Source organism: Bacillus sp. 205(2023), assembly GCF_037027485.1.
GTDB classification, from domain to species: Bacteria; Bacillota; Bacilli; order Bacillales; family Bacillaceae; genus Bacillus; species Bacillus halotolerans.
In genome coordinates this window covers 208,876-229,992 of the sequence record NZ_JAXCHF010000006.1, presented here as the reverse complement: position 1 = coordinate 229,992, position 21,117 = coordinate 208,876, and the positions used below count along the sequence as shown (strand labels likewise).

Genomic DNA, 21,117 nt, shown 5'->3' with positions numbered 1-21,117 from the left:
ATATAGACTGAAGCTAAAGAGGTGTTACACATGGATGCAGTATTAGAAGCAGACACTAGGGCAGTAATCGGTGAAGGTCCGTTATGGGATGAAGAAAACGGCCGTCTATACTGGGTTGATATTTTAGGAAGCGAGCTCCATATTTTCGATCCTAAAGAAAAAATCAATCGTTCGGTCAAATTTACATCCTTTGTGACGGCGCTTGCGAAATATTCAAAGGATGAGCTGATCATGACGATGAAAGACGGTTTTTACCTGTATCATCTTCATGATGACAGTCTTGAAAAAATCAAACAGCCGAAGGATATGCATGAGAGCCTTCGGTTTAACGACGCCAAATGTGATCCGTACGGAAGGCTTTGGGCAGGGACGACGAGCATGGAAGGCGAACAAAAACAAGCCTCGCTTTACCGTTTGGACACAGATGGCAGCCTTGTCAAAATGAAAGATCAAGTTTCAACCTCGAACGGTTTGGATTGGGATCGCGAACGCAGCCTGATGTACTACATTGACACGCCGACGCAGGAGATTGTGTGCTATCAATACGATCCCGAAAGCGGAAACGTCTCAAACCCAGAAACCGTCTATCGTTTTGAAAAATCGGATGGACTGCCGGATGGCATGACAATTGATCAAAACGGCATGCTGTGGGTGGCGCTGTTTGGCGGGAGCCGTGTGGTTCACATTGATCCTTTTCAGAAAAAAGAAATTGATTCAATAAGTGTTCCGGCCAAATATGTCACGTGCTGTGCGTTCGGCGGCCAGGACATGAAAACCCTTTACATCACAACAGCTACTGAACAAATGACCGAAACAGAAAGATATGAACAGCCTCATGCGGGCGGATTGTTTTCAGCAAAACTTGAAACGGGCGGATACCAGCCGGTTCCATTCGCCGGGGAATTATAAAGTTATAAAAAAACGCATCCGAAAACGGATGCGTTTTTGCATTTAAAGTGAACGGATAATTCCGCCTTCCACACGCTGTGCCGTGCCATTAATGGCAGATGCGGCATCAGATGCGAGGAATACAATTGTGCTCGCGACTTCTTCGGCTGTTGCGTATCTTTGAATGAGTGAAGTCGGCTCATTCACTTTAAAATAGTCTTTCACAAATGTATCTGTATCCTGGCCGGCTGCCTTTGCGGCGCCCTCCATATAGGAAGCAACGCCTTCTGTCCAAGTAGGTCCCGGGAGCACTGAATTAACCGTAACCTTTGTGCCCTTCGTCATTTCAGCCATTCCTCTGGACAGGCTGATCAGCGCTGTTTTGGTCATTGAATAAGGAATCATAGTCGGAAGCGGTTTGACGCCTGCTTCACTTGCGATATTCAAAATGCGGCCGCTGTTTTTGGCAAGCATCTTTGGAAGGAAGTGACGGCTTGTCCGAACAGCGCTCATCACGTTTACTTCAAAATATTGATTCCATTCTTCATCCGTTACATCGGCGAAATCCTTCACTTCAAAGAAACCGAGATTGTTGACAAGAACATCTATATCACCGATCTGTTTCACTTTTTCAAGAAAAACTGCTGCTTCATCCGGTTTTGATAAGTCGGCGGCTGCTCCATGCACCGTTCCATATGAAGAAAGCTCTTCAACCGTGCGATCGACTGTCTCTTGTTTTCGGCCATTGACTATAACGGCTGCACCTTCTTGCAAAAAGCTTTTCGCTGCGGCTTTCCCGATGCCGGAAGTTGAGCCTGTGATTAAGACAAGCTTGTCTTTTAGCTGTAAGTCCATAAGAATCATTCCTTTTTTATTGATCATGCTACTTAGTATACAAGATGAAATTTAGTGTTTACGAGAATTTTGCTTCCATACATGCAGCGGCGGAAAAGTCATTCATACTGCATATACAAGCCTGTCAGCCATATAGTATAATAACTCCGAAAAAGGATACGAATGTCAAACAGGTGCCGGTACGTGAAAATAGCCGGCTTAATAGGGAAACCGGTAAAAGCCGGTGCGGTCCCGCCACTGTAATTGGCCTTTGCGCCAAGAGCCAGGATACCTGCCTGTTTGATAAACACGAAATCTGCGAGGACAGATGATGTGTAAACAATAGGCTTTTTTGTTGTTTACAGCGTCTTTACCATCGTAGAGATGCTTTTTTAGTTCATTTAGGAGGAAAGGGTATGAAAAAATTAGCCGCAATATGGACGGCGCTTCTGCTGACCGCCATTATGATTTCAGGCTGCGGCAATGCGGCAGATGAGAAGGATTCCAATGCGAAGCAAAAGACTGCCGCGTCTGAAGCGTTCCCTGTCACAATTGATGATGCGTCAAACCAGGATGTTACCATCAAAAAGGAGCCGAAAAAAATTGTTTCGTTAATGCCGAGCAACACGGAAATTACATATGCTCTCGGACTCGGTGACAAAGTGGTCGGCGTCACAACAAACGATACATATCCAAAGGAAGTCAAACAGGTTGAGAAGGTTGGGGATATGAATGTAAACGTTGAGAAAGTCATTTCTCTTAAACCTGATCTCGTTCTCGCCCATGAATCTTCCATGTCAGCCTCAGCAGATGCCATCAAGCAGCTGAAGGACGCTGGCATTGCTGTGCTGACTGTCAATGATGCACAATCATTCGCAGAGGTATACAAATCAATCGAAATGATCGGTGAAGCTGCCGGGGCTGAGAAAAAAGCGGGCCAACTGGTCAACAGCATGAAATCAGACCTGCAGGAGATTAAAGAAAAAGCGAAATCCATTTCAAAAGGCGAGGAAAAAAGCGTCTTTATTGAGGTTTCGCCCGATCCTGACATTTACACAACCGGAAAAGACACATTTATGAATGAAATGCTGAATGTCATCCATGCTAAAAACGCTGCAGCGGATCAAAAAGGCTGGGTGCAAATGACAGACGAGGCCATCGTAAAGCTGAATCCAGACGCCATTGTCACAACGGACGGTGTGAAAGCGGATGCGGTGGAAAAACGCGATGGCTGGAGCGGAATCAATGCTGTGAAACATCATCGCGTTTATGATGTTGATCCTGATCTCGTCACACGTTCAGGTCCGCGTCTGATCGAAGGGGTCGAAGAACTTGCGGAAAGCATCTACCCGGATACGTTTAAAGAATAATCGCTTTGCTGCTTATAGCATCAGTTTCTTATTTTTAGCTGCCAGTATCATATTGGGCATTTCCTGCGGCAGTCTGCCCATTCCGATATCCGCCATCTTTCATATCTTTTGGCATGAAGGTTTTGGCGGCTCTGCCGGCTCCTATGATCCAATGTATACAAATATTATGATGAATATCAGACTGCCGAGAGTCGTGCTGGCCGCCCTTGTGGGGGCGGCTCTTTCTATCGCAGGGGCTGCTTTTCAGGGACTTTTAAAAAATCCGCTCGCTGATCCGTATACGCTCGGTGTTTCGTCCGGTGCTTCCGTCGGGGCGGTTTCAACCTTATTTTTTGGACTGCAATTCCCTGTCATCGGAGGCTTTACACTGCCGGTTGTAAGTGTAGCTGCAGCGCTTGTCACGATTGTGGCTGTTCTTTCGTTCAGCCGCCTCGTTCACGCTTCGATGTCTGTCTCTACGCTTATTCTGATCGGTGTCATCATCAATTCATTTTTGGGCGCATTTATTTCTCTCATCATTGCTCTGACAGGCGATAATTTGCTGCCGATTGTGCATTGGCTGCTTGGCAGCGTCTCGATGAGAGGCTGGAGCTACGTTGCCCTGTTTCTCCCGTTTTTTCTTTTAGGAACCATGCTCCTGATCATAAACGGAAGAGAACTCAACGTGATGACCTATGGAGAGGAGAAAGCAAGGCTTCTCGGGGTCAGCGTCCAGCATAGAAAAATGCTGATTTTAATTGCAGGGTCACTGCTGACAGGCAGTGCTGTGGCTGTATCCGGCACCATTGGATTTGTCGGGCTTGTGATTCCGCATATCACAAGATTGCTGTGGGGAACGGATCATCGGCATTTATTGCCGCTGTCTGCCTTGCTTGGCGCGGGATTTCTCGTTTTGGCCGATCTGCTTTCGAGAACAATGATTGAACCGGTTGAGCTGCCGATCGGCATTATTACAGCCTTAGCGGGAGCTCCTGTTTTCGCTCTGATTTTAATTCGGCAGCATCGCGGGGGGAGAAGCTTATGATCAAGGCAGAGGGGCTGTCGGGAGGTTACGGAGACAGCCGGCTGATTAAAAATATCAGTTTAACAGTGAAGAAGGGAGAATTTCTTGGCATTCTCGGACCGAACGGGAGCGGAAAAACAACACTGCTTCACTTGCTGACAGGGACACTTCCGGCAATAGAAGGCTCCGTTTGTCTGGCTGGCAAACCACTCACTGAATATAAACCGAAGAAACTGGCGCAAATGATGGCAGTTCTGCCGCAAAAAACAGATCAAGCCTTTAGCTTCACTGTCAAAGAAACCGTATCCTTCGGCAGATATCCATTTCAAAAAGGGCTGTTCAGCCAGCAGACTGAAGAGGATGAAGCCATTATTCGGAATGCGATGGAACAAACAGGGGTACTCGCTTTCGCTGAGAAATCGATTCGTGAACTAAGCGGGGGCGAACAGCAGCGGGTTTATTTGGCTCAAGCACTGGCGCAGCAGCCGCGCATTTTATTTTTAGACGAACCGACTAATTTTCTGGATTTGGCCTATCAAAAAGAACTGCTCGATCTTATCAAGCGCCTGACGAGAGAAAATGGGCTGACTGCTGTCAGTGTTTTTCACGATCTGAACACCGCTAGCCTGTACTGTGATGAAATCGTCTTTATAAAAAACGGAACAGCCGGGCCTAAGCAAAAACCGGAAACCGCCATCACAGAAGAGCACATTAAGGCGTTGTATAACACGAAAGTCAGCACTTTCATCCATCATCAATTGCCTAAACCGCTTATTGCAATTCAGCCTGAAAACTGTACCCTAAAGCAGCAGGCGATTCCGTTTGAAACTTTGCTGCAAGTGCGGCGCGACGAGATCCTCTTGCAAACGGAAATCCCGCTCCGCACGCTGTCTTCTGCTCCTGTCGGTTCAGGCTTTTCTTGGAACCGGACGTTTCTCCATAAACGGCTGCCTGCCCAGTCAGATCAAAAAGAGGAGCTTTCAGCCTATTTATCTGAAAACAGCTTTTATCCGCAGGAAACCTGTGCGATGGCCTCCTCCGGCAGACTTGACCGGCTTGTGTGCCGTACGTTTGAAGACGAAGAGCTGTCCGTTTGTATTTGTGTCATGTCCGGCTTTTCGATATGGATTTTGATCAACGGCTTTGCGACAGACCAATTCTTCGTCAGGGCTGTCATGGGGGCAGAAGCCGAGCGCATGAAAGTGCTGGGCGGTGAACAGGATGAACATGGAGAAATCCTCGTTGCAGCGACACAAACTGAAGAGACATCTTCAGAAACCATAGAAAAACGGCTGAATCAATTGATTCGGTTTGGGACAGCTGAATGTGTGCGGGCGGCTGCGGACCTGCTTGAATAAGTCTGTAAAGGAGACAGATAAGATGAAACTATATACAAAAACAGGCGATAACGGGCAAACGAGTTTAATCGGAGGCAGAACAGACAAGGACAGCCTCCGAGTAGAAAGCTACGGCACGATTGATGAGCTGAACAGTTTTGTCGGACTGGCTTTGGCTGAACTTTCCGGGAAGCGCGGCTTTGAGGATCTAACGGCCGAGCTGCTCAACATTCAGCACGAGCTCTTTGACTGCGGGGGCGATCTGGCAATCATCACAGAAAAAAGAGACTATAAATTGAAGGAAGAATCCGTCTCCTTTTTAGAAATGCGCATTGACGCCTATACAGAAGAGGCACCTGAACTAAAGAGATTTATACTTCCGGGCGGATCAAAGGCCGCTTCGCTTCTCCATGTGGCGCGCACCATTACAAGGCGGGCGGAACGCCAAGTGGTGGCGCTGATGAAAACGGAAGAGATCCATGAAATGGTGCTCCGTTATCTCAATCGATTGTCCGACTATTTCTTTGCCGCAGCACGGGTTGTCAACGTGAGAAGCGGTATTGACGATGTGGAGTATGAAAGAAGCGCTATTGTGTTTCGCGATCGAAACAGCAGCGGATCATAAAAACACATTAATGAAAGCTGGCATTTTCAATACATGCCGGCTTTTTATTTTTTTCATTTTGTCAATTTCCCTTTTTACGACAAAAAATGAACCTTATGAATTATTGACTGAAAAATGGAAAAATGAGATATTGTAACAAAATGATGTAAAAAATAGGCAGTGGGGGGCTCTGATAGATGGTGAGACTCATTGAAAGTGATAGCGTCTGGAAGAGAAATTTCAACTTTCTTTTTTTCTCAAGAATAGTCAAGATTTCCGGCGATATGTTCGCATTTAATTCGATATTATGGTTTTTAATTTTTGACGGTGAAGGTGCGATCGGAACTGCTTTATTGATTGCTGTCACCTTTTTGCCGGAAGCCGTTTTAGCACCTGTGACGGGTCCTTTCATGAAGCAGAATACATTGAAATTCTGGATGTACTTTTCAGACCTGACAAGAGCCGCGGTTGTTTTAATCATTCCGATCTGCCATTTCGGCGGATTCTCTCCGCTGTGGTTTGTTATGACTCTTATGATTGTGCATTCAGCTACTGGCGCTGCCTACAATCCTGCTTCCATTGCTTTAATCCCTCAAATTGTAGATGAAAAGGGCATTCAAAAAGCAAATGCTGTGCTGCAGTCGTCCGCCCAAATTGTCCGGCTTGGAGCTGTGACACTATGCGGCGCTCTCCTTACGTTTATCAGTCCTTCATATACAATGCTTATGGCTCTCGTACTTTATCTTATTTCTGGTTTTCTTGTTCTCTTTATCAAATACACTGCTGTTGAAACAAAATCGGAATCAGCGGCCGTTGCACAGAGAGGTACATATTTTGGCAGACTGAAACGCGGTTTTGTCCTTGTCAGAAAACACCAAATCTTATATCCGCTCGCTATCTATTGTATTTTTATGAATTTCGCGGCAGCCCCTTGGGAAGCTCTCTCCGCTGTGTATGTTGCGGAGGATTTAAACGGACAGCCGATTGTATATTCGCTATTAAAAGCAACCACCGCAATAGGCGCGTTTTTATTGGGATTTGTACTGACAAAAGTAAAAGTAAACAAGTACGGACTGCTTTTCGTAACGGCAGGCATTATTGAAGGATTCGCTTTCTTTATTACCGGAATGAATACCTTTTTGCCGCTCGTCTTTTTCGCCGCCTTTACATTTGGCGCTGCAGTCAGTGCGATCAACGTTCCTGAGTATACGATTATACAGACATCTGTCGATAGCGAGGACCAGCCGCAAGTTTATGCCGTCATACATATGATCTCAAATATTTCGATTCCGGCCGGCGCTGTCATTTGCGGATATGCCGCAAATGCTTTTGGTTCAGGAAAGGTGATCGCTGCCGGGGGAGTTGTGGAAATTATCGCGGGTATCGGAATCCTTCTGTTTACAAAGCTGGCCAAAGCAGAACAATCCGATTTGGTAAAAGAAAGGGAAGCAAGTGTTCATCTGTAAAGGTTTTTGAAGAAGCCATGCCTCGTGCATGGCTTTTTTTTATGCCGCTGGGTCCGGTGCTGTCTACGACTCTGGTCTTATCCAAAAATCAATCTCTGATTCGTTTTGCTCATCTTCTGTTTTGTATAAGATGAAGACAAGGAAAACGAAAGGAGGATCTGCATGAAGATCAACAAGAAAACGATAGGCGGATTCTTATTAATTGTATTTGGAATCTCCGTCTTTTTTGGGGGAGGCAGCTTCGGATTTATGATTCCGCTTGTGATCGGAGGCTTGCTGACATACGCGGGAATCAAAAGATTCGCAGCGGGCAAAACCATTACAGGTATCATCTTGGGCGGAATCGGGGCGATGATGCTCATTTGCTCACTGCCGTTTCTCGTCGGAATTGCACTCGCAGCCGCTATGGTGTATTACGGCTGGAAACTGATGAAAAACGGATCCGCGGAAAGCGATGTGTCAGGCTTTGATCCTGAGCCAGCTTCTGCCGGCTACCAGTCTCATTTTGATGACGAATGGGAAAATTTCTTAAAGAAAAAATAACACATGATATGAGGAGGAATAACGGTATGGTATTAAAAAGAATGAGAGATATGTTTGTTGCGTCAGTTCATGAAGGCTTGGATAAACTGGAGAACCCTAAGATGATGCTGAATCAATACGTTCGTGATATGGAAAGCGATATTGCAAAAGCAAAACAAACGATCGTCAAACAGCATACGATTGCCTATCAATTTAAGAAAAAATATGAAGAAGCAAATGAAGTGGCTGGAAAGCGTAAGAATCAAGCTCAGCTCGCTTTTGATGCCGGTGAAGAAGAGCTTGCGAAAAAAGCGCTGACAGAAATGAAGTATTTAGAGGGAAAGGCAGCAGAGCACAAAGCTTCCTATGAACAGGCAAGCAGCCAGCTGGCTGAGCTGAAAGAACAGCTGGCCACACTGGAAACAAGACTTCAGGACGTAAAGGATAAAAAACAGGCGCTGATTGCCCGGGCAAATGCCGCAAAAGCAAAGGAGCATATGAACGCGACATTCGACAAAATTGACAGTGAAAGCGCGTATCGTGAATTTCTGCGGATTGAAAACCGAATTGAGGAAATGGAAATCCGTGCTGATTATTCGAAATCAGCGGAAGCCGGCACAGAATCGAGCCGAAGTGAATTTGCAGGTGAAGTAGAAGCTGAAATCGAAAAGATGCGGGAACTCTCATTGAAAAAATCAGATCAAACTTCACATGCAGCAAATGAATAAGCGGGACAGGGAAGGGTTTTCGTCAAGTCCTTCCCTTCCGCGCGTATCAATTCACAGGCTTTTCCTTTATAATAGAATGAATGAGAAGGATGAAAACAAATGAAAAAAATGCTGGGCAAACTGCTGATCATTGCCGGTATTCTTATTTTTTCCGCAGTTGTAATCAAAGACGTGCTTGCTGAAGGTCTTTCATTCATAAACGGCACTGAAGCTGACTCAGCCAGTGCTTCACCGCATGAGATCGAAAGCGTAATCATTGAATCGGATCACAAGAATGTGAAGATCATAGCGGAAGAGCGTAATGACATATCAGCAACCATCTCAGGTGACTCCGGGAAATTGTTTGTGGCTGAAAAGAGAAGAAAGCTGGAGCTGACGGCAAAGGAAAAAGAATTTCAATTTTTGAATGGATTTCATCGCTCTTCCCTTGTCGTCCGCATTCCATACACGTACAAAGGCGGTTTGGTTGTGAGAACATCAAGCGGCGACGTGTCTGTAGCCGGTAACAAACATCTCACGCTTTCCGAGCTGAACGCAGCATCTGCAAGCGGAAATATGGACGTAACGGGTATCCGCCTCCAGGAGCTGAAGATGAAGGGCTCTTCCGGGGATGTGTCGATATCAAATACACACGCTAAAACAGCCGGCATCCGCTTAACTTCAGGCGACGCAAACTTGGACGGTGTTTCAGGCTCACTTGATGTACGGATGACATCAGGAAACTTTCGTGCGGATGTAGAAAAGGTAGCAGGCTCTTCAGCTGTCACATTAACGAGCGGTGATGTGTATCTGGAGCTTCCCGAAAACGGCAGTTTCAAAGTCAATGCGGCTTCAAAGAGCGGAAGCGTTAGCTCGGCGTATCCATTTGCTGATACAGCACATAAAGATCATCATCAAATCACAGGCTCACATGGAAGCGGCCAGCATCTAGTTGATATTAAAACAGACAGCGGGGATGTAGCGATACAGTAGCATCTGGCAGAAGAAAGGAGGCGGAACAACCAGAATGACAAAAAAACAGCTTCTTGGACTTATGATTGCTTTATTTGGCATCAGTATGTTTTTGCAAATTATCGGAATAGGCGATCTGCTGTTTTGGCCGCTCTTTTTTCTGATTGCCGGCTTTTTTTTAAAAAAGTACTCCCGTGACTGGCTTGGGTCCGTCATGTATATCTTTGCCGCTTTCTTATTTTTGAAAAATCTGTTCAGCATTACCTTTAACTTATTTGGCTACGCGTTTGCCGCATTTTTAATCTACGCAGGCTACCGGCTTGTGAAAGGAAAGCCAATTTTTGAACCGAATGAGAAGCCTATCGACTTAACGAAAAAAGAAAAACAGTCCGAGCCTCCTAAAGATGTGAAACACCCTGACATGCGAAGCTTTTTTATCGGCGAGCTGCTGATGATGAAGCAGCCGTTTGACCTGAATGATTTAAATGTATCGGGTTTTATCGGCGATGTGAAAATCGACTTGTCAAAAGCGATGATTCCGGAGGGCGAGAGCACGATTGTCATCAGCGGAGTGATCGGAAACGTTGATATTTATGTTCCATCAGACCTTGAAGTGGCTGTCAGCTCGTCCGTTTTTATCGGCGACATTAATCTGATCGGCTCGAAGAAAAGCGGATTAGGCACAAAGGTATACGCCGCGTCTTCTGATTTCAGCGAGTCCAAACGCCGGGTAAAAGTATCCGTCTCCCTATTTATCGGTGATGTGGATGTGAAATACGTATGAGAAAAAAACTGCTTGCCAGTCTCCAGTGGCGCGCCATTCGCATGACAACGGGAATCAGTCTGCTCCTTTTTGTCTGCTTGATTTCTTTTATGATGGTTTACTATCGGCTCGATCCGTTTGTGCTGCTGTCGTCAAGCTGGTTCGGGATTCCGTTTATCCTGATTTTGGTGCTGATCAGCCTTACGATCGGTTTTGCGTCAGGCTACATGTACGGCAACCGGCTGAAAACAAGGGTCGATACATTGATCGAATCGATTTTAACATTTGAAAACGGTAACTTCGCTTATCGAATTCCTCCGCTCGGGGACGATGAAATCGGGCTTGCAGCCGATCAGCTGAATGAAATGGCGAAGCGGGTTGAACTTCAAGTCGCTTCCCTCCAAAAGCTTTCAAATGAACGGGCTGAATGGCAGGTGCAAATGAAGAAATCAGTCATTACAGAAGAACGCCAGCGATTGGCAAGAGACCTGCACGATGCTGTCAGCCAGCAGCTCTTTGCGATATCCATGATGACCTCCGCCGTATTAGAACACGTAAAAGATACGGATGATAAAACTGTGAAACGGATCAAGATGGTAGAGCACATGGCGGGAGAAGCCCAAAATGAAATGAGGGCGCTGCTGCTCCATTTAAGGCCAGTGACGCTCGAAGGGAAAGGGCTGAAGGAGGGTCTTACGGAGCTTTTGGACGAGTTCCGGAAAAAACAGCCGCTTGATATCGAGTGGGACATACAGGATACACCGATTTCCAAAGGAGTAGAGGATCATTTATTCAGGATCGTACAGGAGGCCCTTTCGAATGTATTCAGGCATTCAAAAGCCTCAAAAGTATCTGTCATCCTCGGTGCAAAGAACAACCAGCTGCGGCTGAAGGTCATTGATAACGGAAAAGGATTCAAGATGGGCCGGGTAAAAGCGTCATCCTATGGCTTGAATTCGATGAAAGAACGTGCAAGCGAAATAGGCGGAGTCGCCGAGGTGATCTCGGTTGAAGGAAAAGGCACACAAATCGAAGTAAAGGTCCCGATTTTCCCGGAAGAAAAAGGAGAGAACGAACGTGATTCGAGTATTGTTGATTGATGATCATGAAATGGTCAGAATGGGGCTCGCCGCATTTTTGGAAGCACAGCCCGATATTGATGTCATCGGCGAAGCATCTGATGGCAGCGAGGGTGTACAGCTTGCTGTTGAATTAAAGCCTGATGTGATTTTAATGGATCTTGTCATGGAAGGCATGGACGGCATTGAAGCGACAAAGCAAATTTGCCAGAAGCTTTCCGATCCGAAAATTATTGTGCTCACAAGCTTCATTGATGATGACAAAGTGTACCCGGTCATTGAAGCGGGAGCGCTCAGCTACTTATTAAAAACGTCAAAAGCGGCCGAAATCGCTGATGCGATCCGTGCCGCAAGCAAGGGAGAGCCAAAGCTTGAATCAAAAGTGGCGGGGAAAGTATTATCCCGGCTGCGCCACTCAGGCGAAAACGCGCTCCCGCATGAATCCCTCACGAAACGGGAGCTTGAGATTCTCTGTCTGATTGCAGAAGGAAAAACAAATAAAGAAATTGGGGAGGAGCTGTTTATCACGATCAAAACAGTCAAAACCCACATCACCAATATTTTATCAAAGCTGGATGTCAGCGACCGGACACAGGCAGCCGTCTACGCACACCGCAATCACCTCGTAAAATAGGCGTCCGTTATTTGGACGCGCCCTTCGTTCCGAAGTCTCTGACGACCACATTGACATGATATTCTATTTCCGCATTGCTGAAATAATCATCCCATTTGTTTGAGATCTTTTTCCATTTCTGAGGATAATGGATTCTGACTTCGTTTCCCAGTCCGGTCACGTCTGTTTTGATCTCTTTCTGCAGCGTGCCCTTAATAAATGCTGTGACTGTGTCTTCTAATCGTTTTTCGACTGTTCTTTCAATATCTTTGATATATGAATCCTTAAACGAATCTTCATCAGGATTCCAGTCCTCGGATAAACGCCCTTCAATATTGCGCGTGACGGTGAATGTAAACTTTCCGTCCTTGTAGGATGTCTTGACCTTTCGATTGCTGGAATACACTTCGTAAGAAAAAAGATAGCCATTACGTCTCAAATCAATGACGCCGCCTTTGACCGCGCCGGTAAATAAGTTAATATTTTGAACTTCACCCGGTGTTAAATTTCTGCTCCATAACTTATCTTTTATGATAGCAGCTCCGTTTATTGCGAGTTTGCCGTTTTCCTTACCGACATGAGGGATGAGGAACGAATCGTCAGAGGTCAAGTGTTCTGAGATCTCCCCCAATGTAACAGGCTCCATCATTCTGATCGTGACCGCATTATTCTCTGTCAGATCGTAAATTACATTGGATGCGGGTTCGCCTTGATCATTCATTTTAAATATATCCTTAGTTCTGTCATCGGTGACAAAGACGTATGAACTCCTCCTTGTTCCGTTGTCTCTGACAAACTGGTTAATGATCGCGTCCATTCCAATATGATCCGCAATCACGCTCTTGGAAATCAGAATGAGACGCAAATGCTGTGAAAACGTAGGATTGTGCTTTAATGCCGACGTTCTCATCATTTGATGAACCGTTTCACCCTTTGTGACAGCAATCTGTGTCGGATCAGATGAAGAGCCTTCCTTTGAACTGATTTTTTTCGGCACAAGAATCTGCTGGGTCAGTTCTAAATTATGATCATCCGGCTTGTCTAAGCCTACTCCGATCACCAAGCTTAATTCTTCGATATTCTTGCTGTCCCAGCATCCGGACAGCAAAAGGGTGCATATGAAAATACATAAAATCCGGATTTTCATTTTGCTGTAATCCTCCTTTTGACAGCTACAATGAAAAAGAGAATGAAGGGAAGTAAAAACACGCAGACGAAAATGTATCCGAGATAATCGCTATACATCATGACCTGATTGGCGTCATCCGGCCACAAAGAAAAATAATAGACAGCCGCGCCAATGAGAACCATGCTTTTTTTAGTCGATAATCCAAACGTCTTCTTCAGCCCGTTAGCGGCAAAATACCCGTAAATGACAAACGTTGTGAAAAATTGAATAATCCAAACGACTAGCAAAAACGATTCAAACCGTTCAATGAATATGCCTTTCAGCTCAAAAGACTGAAAGAGAGAAATGGTCGGCCAGATCAGCGTTTTCACCTCAGGAGCTGTCAAAGCCCCGACAACGATGATATACGTCAGGATATATAAAATAATCGGAATCAGAAATCCGATAGCCGCGTATCTGAATGTGTATTTCTTTTTTTTCATATGTTCAGGAAGAAACAGCATCACTTCCATTCCTAAAAATGAGATCGAAACAACAGTAAGGGAGTTCGCAATGGGGCCCAAGCCTTCACCTAAAACAGGGCGCAAGTTATTGATGTCAAAAATTTTAAAACTGATCCCAAACACAATCAGCAAAATAATAATCGTAACCGTTAAATAAAAGGGAAATAGCCGCGAAACATCACTTAGCCCCCCAACGATTAAATAGATGCCGCAGCAGATAAACGTTATAATAATGACCTGAATCGGCGTTCTCTCCAGCAGGAAAAACTTCACCATTTCAGCCATCGCCCTGGTTTCAAAACTGGCCACGCCGATAAAATAGCAGGAGATCAAAAGCCCGATGATGCTGCCAATCCATTTCCCAAGGCCTTCCCGCAAATACTCAAACAGTGAGGGATATTGATGTTTTTTCTGAATGAGCGTGTTTAAATAAATGAAAAAAATAAAAATGACACCTTCTAATATCAGCGAGATCCAGCCGTCAGGAGTATTACCCTTAGTGGTCAGCGCTCGGGGCAATGTTAAAAGACCAGCACCGAGCATTGTATTTGCAACAACAGAAATACCTTGAAAGGTATTAAGTTTGAGTGGAGTCTGTTTTTGGCTCATTTGGATTATTCGCCTCTTTTGGTTTGTTTTTAATTGGGAGACGGATAATGGAATCCTCTGTATTTTTCAGGCTGAAAAATCCATTTGGCGAAAAATACGGAGATCCAAAGCTCGTTTGTCTCGTAAGGTGCGTATAAATGACCAGCATAAATAAAATAATCCCGTACAGCCCGAGTATTGCGGCGGAAAACATCGAAATAAAACGCAGCACCCGGAAAGACAGCCCCATTCCGTATTGGGGAACGGTAAAGGATGCTAGGGCAATGACACTGACGACAATAACCATAATCGAACTGACCAGATTCGCTTCTACCGCTGCCTGTCCGATGACTACGCCCCCGACTAGGCCGATCGTTTGCCCGAGCGGATTGGGGAGACGCAGCCCGGCTTCCCTCAGCAGCTCGATGGTTACTTCCATCAGCAAGGCTTCAAATATCGGAGGAAACGGCACGTTTTCCCTGTTTGCTGAAATTGTGACGGCGAGCGCGGTCGGCAAGAGCCCTTGATGGAATGACACGAGTGCGATATAAATTGATGACAAAAACAAGGTGATAAATATAGAAGCAAAACGCAGCGACCGGATAAGGGATGCCGAGATCCAGCGTTCGTAGTAATCATCCGGAGATTGCATCAGTATACCGAGTGAAACCGGCACCAAAAGCACAAATGGGGAACTGTCCACCAAAATCGCAACCCGGCCGTTGAACAGGGCGGACGACACTTTATCGGGCCTTTCCGTATTTTGAATTTGCGGAAATGGCGAGTATTTATTATCTTCAATAAGTTCTTCTAGCGTTCCGCTGTCCTGGATATCCTCCAGTTTGATATTGTTAAGCCGCGCTTTTACTTCTTTCACAACGGACTTTTTTGCTTTGCCTTCAATGTACATCATCGCCGCCGGCTTCAGTTTGTTATCGCCAATCATGATTTTTTTGGTAATGAGTTTCGGATGAGAGGTCCTTTGCCTAATCAGAGCAAGATTTGTGTCGATATCCTCCACAAACGCAACCTTTGGTCCGCGAACCACTTTTTCAGTCGTCGGCTCTGCCAGGCTTCTTGTTTGTTTCTTTCCTGTGGACAGGATATAGACTTTATTGAGTCCATTAACAAACACCGCACAATTGCCGCTGAGAATCTCCTTAACCGTTTTTTCTGCCGTTTCTACCGGCCTTGCGTCAATTTGGTCGAGGCGTTTTTTGACCTGCTCAAGCGTCAGCGTCTCCTCATCCTTGATTAAGGTTTTGATCGATTCTAAAACCTTCTGCTGGTCATTCAATTCACTAAAGTAGAGATAGTAAAAAACAAGTCCGTTCGCCAGCATTTTTTTATTTTTCACCAGATCATCGTTTTCTTTTAATTTTGGAAGCACCAATGCTAAATTATCGTGTATATATTCCTTAAATTCTGTTTGTTCCAACGAGGTCACCTCTTGTCCAAAACCTTAGTAGAGGTTATCTTTTCCTGTTAAAAAAATGATATACTGTGTTACAGTATTTTATGGCAGAAGTTTTTTTATGAAAGCGGAGGATATGAAGTGGCACAGGTAAGACTTGCAGGAAAACAAGAAGAAATAGAACAGCTCATTAAATCATTTGAAAAGCATTACGATGTCTCTTATACATCAAGGGAGTACGGACGAACGAATCCGAAGTACAAATATTCAAAGGACTCCCGCGTATATCTTGAATTAAAATTAAAATCTGCCAAGATCGAAAAATAAAAAGGATTTTTTATATCACTGGCGAATTTGATCTATTGAAGCAACCGTTATGGAGGGATACATAAAATGGACTACAGAATTGAAAGAGACACCATGGGAGAAGTAAAAGTTCCTGCTGATAAATTTTGGGGCGCCCAAACACAGCGAAGCAAGGAGAACTTCAAGATTGGTTCTGAAAAAATGCCGATGCGTGTTGTGAAGGCGTTTGCAATATTGAAACGCAGCACGGCGATCGCTAATAAACGCCTGGGCAATCTAGATGCGGAAAAAGCGGAAGCCATTGCAGCAGTTTGTGATGATGTGCTCAAAGGCAAATACGATGATAACTTCCCGCTTGTTGTATGGCAGACCGGAAGCGGCACACAAAGCAACATGAACATGAACGAAGTGGTGGCCAATCGCGCGACTGCGTTATTAAAAGAAAAGAACTCTGATCAAACGATTCATCCAAACGATGACGTTAACCGCAGCCAAAGCTCAAACGATACGTTCCCGACAGCGATGCACGTTGCTGCCGTTTTATCTGTCTATGAACAGCTTGTGCCTGCGCTTGATCAGCTTCGCAATACGTTAGACGAAAAAGCGAAAGCATACAATGATATTGTGAAAATCGGACGTACGCATCTTCAGGATGCCACACCTCTGACTCTTGGACAGGAAATCAGCGGATGGGTGCACATGCTCGATCGTTCGAAGGAAATGATTTTAGAAGCGACAGACAAAATGCGTGCGCTTGCAATCGGAGGTACAGCTGTCGGAACAGGAATCAATGCTCACCCGGAATTTGGAGAGCTTGTTTCAGAGGAGATCACGAAACTGACAGGTCAAACGTTTAACAGCTCGTCGAATAAATTCCATGCGCTGACAAGCCATGACGAAATCACATATGCACACGGCGCTTTAAAAGCTCTTGCCGCTGATTTAATGAAAATCGCAAACGATGTCAGATGGCTTGCGAGCGGGCCTCGCTGCGGCATCGGGGAGATTGTCATTCCTGAAAATGAGCCTGGCAGCTCCATTATGCCTGGAAAAGTGAACCCGACACAAAGTGAAGCACTGACGATGATCGCAGCGCAAATTATGGGGAACGATGCGACAATCGGCTTTGCCGCAAGTCAGGGGAACTTTGAACTAAACGTATTTAAACCTGTGATCATTTACAACTTCCTGCAATCCGTGCAGCTGCTGAGTGACGGAATGAACTCCTTCCATGATAAGTGTGCTGTCGGTATCGAGCCAAATAAAGAAACGATTCAGGAAAACTTGTCGAATTCTTTAATGCTGGTTACGGCGCTGAATCCGCATATCGGATATGAAAATGCCGCAAAAATTGCCAAGCTTGCCCATAAAGAGGGATTGACGCTGAAAGAAGCGGCTTTGAAGCTTGAATTGCTGACAGAGGAACAATTTAACGAAATGGTGAAACCGGAAGATATGGTAAAACCAAAGGCGTAATAGAGAAAAAACGGCTGCTTGTAAAGCAGCCGTTCTTCTAAATATATTGCTGTTTCAAGAGATATGTAAGCTGCTCGGCATCCTCTGCGAGAGCTTCCGACTCCATCAGATTATGGATCATTCCTTTTATGATCACCAGCTTCGGTGTTTTTTTCTTCATTTCTGCTTCAAGTATGTCCAAGCTCTCCGATAATTCAAAAGAGGAGTTTGTGTTCAAGTTTTTTATTTTTTCACGAAGGCTTTTCACAATCGATTCAGTCAGCGGGTCAGGCCGTCCGTGAGACAGGGGCCCGAATAAAGAGCTTGCTTCTTCTAATGTAATGAAAGGCTCATCGTTTCGTTCAGACATGCCTTTGACCATATCATCAATTCGGTTAATAACGATATCTGCTAATTGATCCGGCTTCACAGTATACCCGAGCAAAATCATGCATTCCAGGTAAATCTGGCTGATTCCTTCTATTAGAAAACAAAGCTCCGCTGTATAAGGTTCAGCTTTCTCTCCATATATGTTTAACAGACTGTCAATGTGAAATTGAAGGGAAGTCTGTCGGATTTTTTTCGCGTATTGCTCTACTTCATCCGTATAAGGCAGAGAACCTTCCTTCATCTGCATTGTAATAAAGTCTTTGTGTTCAAGGATGTTTTCATAGAACACGGTAAGCTGCTTGCGGTAAGCTGTTCTGGGGCTGTCGCCTTTCGTTTTAATATTTAAAATACGGGTAAACGTTTTATCATAATAGTAATTCAGCATAGACAAAAGCAGCGCTTCTTTAGAAGGAAAATAAATATAAAAAGCGCCTTTAGAAATTTTGCATGCTTTGGCAATTTCCTGAACCGATGTTGAGTTATATCCTTTTTGGGCAAACAGTTTAATGGCTGTTTCAAAAATCAGCTTCTCTTTTTCCTTCAAATGGTTCCACCCTTTCGGAGCCTGAGGCCTACATAGGATATGACCATATAGTCATACCGTACGTTATAAATTTAACCTTATTGTAACTTGTTTTTTTATCATGTATTATTTATATTATAAATTGAGATGACCGAACGGTCAAAGCTCAAGCGAAAGGGTGAATCTGAAATGAGAGAATTGGACGAAATGATCAGCCGCTTGCGAAACAGAGGAATTAAAGTGGAAAAAGTCAAATATCCGAAGCAGACGTTGTCAGAGAAAAAATGGGTTCATCAATGCAAACAGCCGCTCAAAACAAATTACAGAGATTTTAACGGCTATTCTTTCACATAAAAAGTAGACTGCAAAAACATCTACAGTCTATTTTGGCACTGCTATGCGGTATGTTACACCCGTTTTGTCATTTTCAATTGAGATAGACGCCTTATGTAGAGTTAAAATACGTTTTACGATGCTGAGACCAATGCCGAATTCGCCTTTCTTCCCTTTATTAAAAGGCTCATAGAGGCTGGAAAGCATCTCATCTTCAATATGCGGTCCGTCATTTTTAATGGTGATAAAGATATTCCGATCATCTTGTTTCATGATGATTTCAATCTTTGTTGCGGCATAGCGGATTTGATTTTCCAGTATGTTCTCCAGAAGCTTGTTCCATTGCTCGGGATCACCAGGCATGAGAATGTCTTCTTCTACATCAATTCCCCATGATAATTCTTTTCGCGCCCATTTCAGTCTTTCAATGACTTCTTCTGTCACTTCCATAATACTGAATGTTTCATGTTGTACTTTTTGCTTAGATAAGTAATCGAGCTTTGTTAAATATAATAAATCTTTTATTTTTTTCTCCAGCTTAAGGGCTTCGCCTTCAATGACATCTACTGTATTTTCAAGATCTCCTTTAGGAAAAATCCCATCTTTAATGGATTGGGTATATCCCCTGATCACCATAACCGGTGTTTTTAAATCATGAGAAATATTTTGTAAAAGGGTTCTTTCTGTTTCATCCTTTTGCACGAGCTTTTGGCGCATCTCTTCGATGGTATGGCCCAATTTGCCGATTTCATCTTTCCGATCCACTATGACAGGATCATCCCAATCCTGTTCTGAAATCCGTTTGACGTGCTTTTCAAACGAAACGAGAGGCCTTGATAAATATTTCGCAAGCCAAATCGCCGGAATCCAGCTTAATAAAATGACAACCGCTATAATAAACAGCAGCTGTTTGAACAGGGTGAAGGCCAGATCGTCCCGATAAGAATCAAGTGCATAGGACAGCATCATGGCGGATTGCCCGTTGACGGAAAGTCCCTTCTTAATGACAAAAAACACTTTTTCGCCATTAATTTCAGCGCTGTATCGTTTCTTTTTGGCTTCCTGTTTATCAGCCAGTTGGTATACCTTATGGATAAACGCGGACGACAGGATTCTCAAATCCTTGTTTGACGAAGCCGCTTCATTTTCGGGCAGAAGCACGTGCTGTACAGAGCGCACGGTCGTCGGCGCCGTGGCTTCCTCGCTGTAATAGCGCCTTTCGATTGAACCAGGCAGGCGGTACTCAGTCAGAACATGCTGTTCATTTTCAATGGTGGTGTACGTTTCATTGGTGAAAAAATCACGCAGCGTGTTTGAAAATAAAACAAGCAATAAAATTGATATGGCTAACAGGATGCCGGAGATGACAACCCATATTTGAAACGAGAGCGGCTTGTTTTTCATGATGTCATCATCCTGTAGCCAAACCCGTAAATGGTCTCCACTTTGAGTTCAGGCATCTTTTTACGCAGCCTCCGGACAAGATCGTCAACAACGCGGTCAGTTCCAAAGTAATCATGTCCCCATACCTTGACGAGAATATCCTCACGGGAATATGGATGCCCTTTATGATGGATAAATAAGAGGAGGAGATCAAATTCCTTCGACGTTAAATTAATCAAATTGCCGTTTTCATCATAGACCTCACGGGCGTCTTCCGCGACCCGATAGGAGGAGACGACGGTTTCGTTTTTTTGTGCGGCCGGCGCTTCCTTATAGACAAGCTGCAATAGTTTTTGCACACGTATAATCAGTTCCCGCGGGAGAAAAGGTTTTGAAATATAGTCATTGCTTCCAAGCTCTAACCCAAGCACTCTGTCAATATCGGCGTCTCGTGCGGAAATAAAAATGACCGGCACGTCAGGGTCTTTCTCTTTGATTTCTTTTATTAATGTATAGCCGTCAGTATCCGGCAGCATGATATCGAGAATCCACAGGTGGGGAGACGGCGTCATTTTTTTTCTGGCGTCTTCGCCTTTCGTAAAAGATGTAATGTTCCAGCCCTCATTCTCTAAATACTTCGTCAGCAATTCATTCAGATTATCCTCATCCTCAACTAGATAAATGGTATATGACAAGGCTCTTCACATCCTTTCAACGTCATTATAAACTAGTTTTAACATACGGCAGGCAATTTTCATAATTTCACATATTCTTTTCATTTTTATCCCACAATGTTTGTTTATGATGTGTATAAGGGAAGAAAGGAAAAGAAAAGAGCGGGGAAGATGTAGGATGATCAAACATATTCTATTTTGGTGCTTTGCTTTTCTCCTCATTATTGGGACAATTGAACTTGTACATGCGATGAATATGTA

The 21,117-nt window shown here is 44.5% G+C and carries 22 protein-coding genes and 1 riboswitch; of the genes, 15 read left to right on the top strand and 7 right to left on the bottom strand.

Features of this window, described 5'->3' with window-relative positions; translation table 11 throughout:
• The first annotated feature begins 30 nt into the window (after positions 1-30).
• Complete coding sequence (locus WA325_RS15890; RefSeq protein ID WP_105953873.1) at positions 31-909, top strand: SMP-30/gluconolactonase/LRE family protein; 879 nt, start codon at positions 31-33, stop codon at positions 907-909.
• Positions 910-951: 42 nt separating this feature from the next.
• Here the strand turns inward: WA325_RS15890 and WA325_RS15885 are convergent, their stop codons facing one another.
• Entirely contained in the window at positions 952-1,743 is a 792-nt protein-coding gene (locus WA325_RS15885) for an SDR family NAD(P)-dependent oxidoreductase (protein WP_105953872.1), read from the bottom strand.
• A gap of 154 nt (positions 1,744-1,897) precedes the next feature.
• Positions 1,898-2,036: riboswitch (cobalamin riboswitch) on the top strand.
• 102 nt (positions 2,037-2,138) lie between these two features.
• Here WA325_RS15885 and WA325_RS15880 point away from each other — a divergent pair.
• From WA325_RS15880 to liaR, 11 genes are all read left to right on the top strand, one after another.
• Positions 2,139-3,092 carry an ABC transporter substrate-binding protein gene (locus WA325_RS15880; protein ID WP_336183927.1) on the top strand — a complete coding sequence of 318 codons (954 nt, stop codon included), beginning with the start codon at positions 2,139-2,141 and terminating at the stop codon, positions 3,090-3,092.
• A complete protein-coding gene (locus WA325_RS15875; protein WP_336183926.1) occupies positions 3,055-4,116 on the top strand; it encodes a FecCD family ABC transporter permease in 1,062 nt (353 codons plus the stop codon). The genes WA325_RS15880 and WA325_RS15875 overlap by 38 nt, the downstream gene beginning before the upstream one ends.
• Positions 4,116-5,453, top strand: coding sequence for an ABC transporter ATP-binding protein (locus tag WA325_RS15870; protein ID WP_248339569.1), 1,338 nt, complete (start codon positions 4,116-4,118; stop codon positions 5,451-5,453). The genes WA325_RS15875 and WA325_RS15870 overlap by 1 nt, the downstream gene beginning before the upstream one ends.
• Positions 5,454-5,475: 22 nt before the next feature.
• Complete coding sequence (locus tag WA325_RS15865) at positions 5,476-6,057, top strand: cob(I)yrinic acid a,c-diamide adenosyltransferase (protein WP_217827975.1); 582 nt, start codon at positions 5,476-5,478, stop codon at positions 6,055-6,057.
• Positions 6,058-6,233: 176 nt separating this feature from the next.
• Positions 6,234-7,502, top strand: a complete 1,269-nt coding sequence (locus WA325_RS15860) for an MFS transporter (RefSeq protein WP_101864069.1) — start codon at positions 6,234-6,236, stop codon at positions 7,500-7,502.
• A 162-nt stretch (positions 7,503-7,664) separates the two neighbouring features.
• On the top strand, positions 7,665-8,045 hold the full coding sequence (liaI, locus tag WA325_RS15855) for a cell envelope stress-induced membrane anchor protein LiaI (protein ID WP_095714047.1): 381 nt from the start codon (positions 7,665-7,667) through the stop codon (positions 8,043-8,045).
• A gap of 26 nt (positions 8,046-8,071) precedes the next feature.
• Positions 8,072-8,752 (top strand): stress responsive protein LiaH, encoded by a 681-nt coding sequence (liaH, locus tag WA325_RS15850; RefSeq protein WP_336183925.1) that lies wholly within the window; start codon positions 8,072-8,074, stop codon positions 8,750-8,752.
• A 99-nt stretch (positions 8,753-8,851) separates the two neighbouring features.
• Positions 8,852-9,724 (top strand): LiaG family protein, encoded by an 873-nt coding sequence (gene liaG, locus WA325_RS15845; RefSeq protein ID WP_336183924.1) that lies wholly within the window; start codon positions 8,852-8,854, stop codon positions 9,722-9,724.
• A 34-nt stretch (positions 9,725-9,758) separates the two neighbouring features.
• Complete coding sequence (liaF, locus tag WA325_RS15840) at positions 9,759-10,487, top strand: cell wall-active antibiotics response protein LiaF (RefSeq protein WP_105953865.1); 729 nt, start codon at positions 9,759-9,761, stop codon at positions 10,485-10,487.
• Positions 10,484-11,566, top strand: coding sequence for a two-component system sensor histidine kinase LiaS (gene liaS, locus WA325_RS15835; RefSeq protein ID WP_105953864.1), 1,083 nt, complete (start codon positions 10,484-10,486; stop codon positions 11,564-11,566). Before liaF ends, liaS begins: the two co-directional genes overlap by 4 nt.
• Entirely contained in the window at positions 11,544-12,179 is a 636-nt protein-coding gene (liaR, locus tag WA325_RS15830; protein ID WP_024122798.1) for a two-component system response regulator LiaR, read from the top strand. The genes liaS and liaR overlap by 23 nt, the downstream gene beginning before the upstream one ends.
• 7 nt (positions 12,180-12,186) lie before the next feature.
• Here the strand turns inward: liaR and WA325_RS15825 are convergent, their stop codons facing one another.
• From WA325_RS15825 to WA325_RS15815, 3 genes are read right to left on the bottom strand one after another with little or no spacing between them, the layout of a single operon-like run.
• Positions 12,187-13,305, bottom strand: coding sequence for a Ger(x)C family spore germination protein (locus tag WA325_RS15825; protein ID WP_336183923.1), 1,119 nt, complete (start codon positions 13,303-13,305; stop codon positions 12,187-12,189).
• A complete protein-coding gene (gene gerAB, locus WA325_RS15820; protein ID WP_336183922.1) occupies positions 13,302-14,399 on the bottom strand; it encodes a spore germination receptor protein GerAB in 1,098 nt (365 codons plus the stop codon). The genes WA325_RS15825 and gerAB overlap by 4 nt, the downstream gene beginning before the upstream one ends.
• Positions 14,368-15,816 (bottom strand): spore germination protein, encoded by a 1,449-nt coding sequence (locus WA325_RS15815; RefSeq protein ID WP_105991595.1) that lies wholly within the window; start codon positions 15,814-15,816, stop codon positions 14,368-14,370. The genes gerAB and WA325_RS15815 overlap by 32 nt, the downstream gene beginning before the upstream one ends.
• 117 nt (positions 15,817-15,933) lie before the next feature.
• Here WA325_RS15815 and WA325_RS15810 point away from each other — a divergent pair, with 117 nt between their 5' ends.
• Entirely contained in the window at positions 15,934-16,119 is a 186-nt protein-coding gene (locus tag WA325_RS15810; protein ID WP_010331829.1) for a YvzF family protein, read from the top strand.
• 66 nt (positions 16,120-16,185) lie between these two features.
• Complete coding sequence (fumC, locus tag WA325_RS15805) at positions 16,186-17,574, top strand: class II fumarate hydratase (RefSeq protein ID WP_010331827.1); 1,389 nt, start codon at positions 16,186-16,188, stop codon at positions 17,572-17,574.
• Between the two features lie 37 nt (positions 17,575-17,611).
• Here the strand turns inward: fumC and WA325_RS15800 are convergent, their stop codons facing one another.
• Complete coding sequence (locus WA325_RS15800) at positions 17,612-18,487, bottom strand: TetR/AcrR family transcriptional regulator (RefSeq protein WP_202853391.1); 876 nt, start codon at positions 18,485-18,487, stop codon at positions 17,612-17,614.
• A 168-nt stretch (positions 18,488-18,655) separates the two neighbouring features.
• On the opposite strand from WA325_RS15800, the gene spxO reads away from it, so the two are divergent.
• Positions 18,656-18,820 carry an anti-adapter protein SpxO gene (spxO, locus tag WA325_RS15795; protein WP_003221681.1) on the top strand — a complete coding sequence of 55 codons (165 nt, stop codon included), beginning with the start codon at positions 18,656-18,658 and terminating at the stop codon, positions 18,818-18,820.
• A 27-nt stretch (positions 18,821-18,847) separates the two neighbouring features.
• Here spxO and cssS read toward each other — a convergent pair whose 3' ends face one another.
• Complete coding sequence (cssS, locus tag WA325_RS15790) at positions 18,848-20,203, bottom strand: secretion stress-responsive two-component system sensor histidine kinase CssS (protein WP_305934723.1); 1,356 nt, start codon at positions 20,201-20,203, stop codon at positions 18,848-18,850.
• Complete coding sequence (gene cssR / locus WA325_RS15785; protein ID WP_024122792.1) at positions 20,200-20,877, bottom strand: secretion stress-responsive two-component system response regulator CssR; 678 nt, start codon at positions 20,875-20,877, stop codon at positions 20,200-20,202. Before cssR ends, cssS begins: the two co-directional genes overlap by 4 nt.
• Positions 20,878-21,117: the final 240 nt, after the last annotated feature.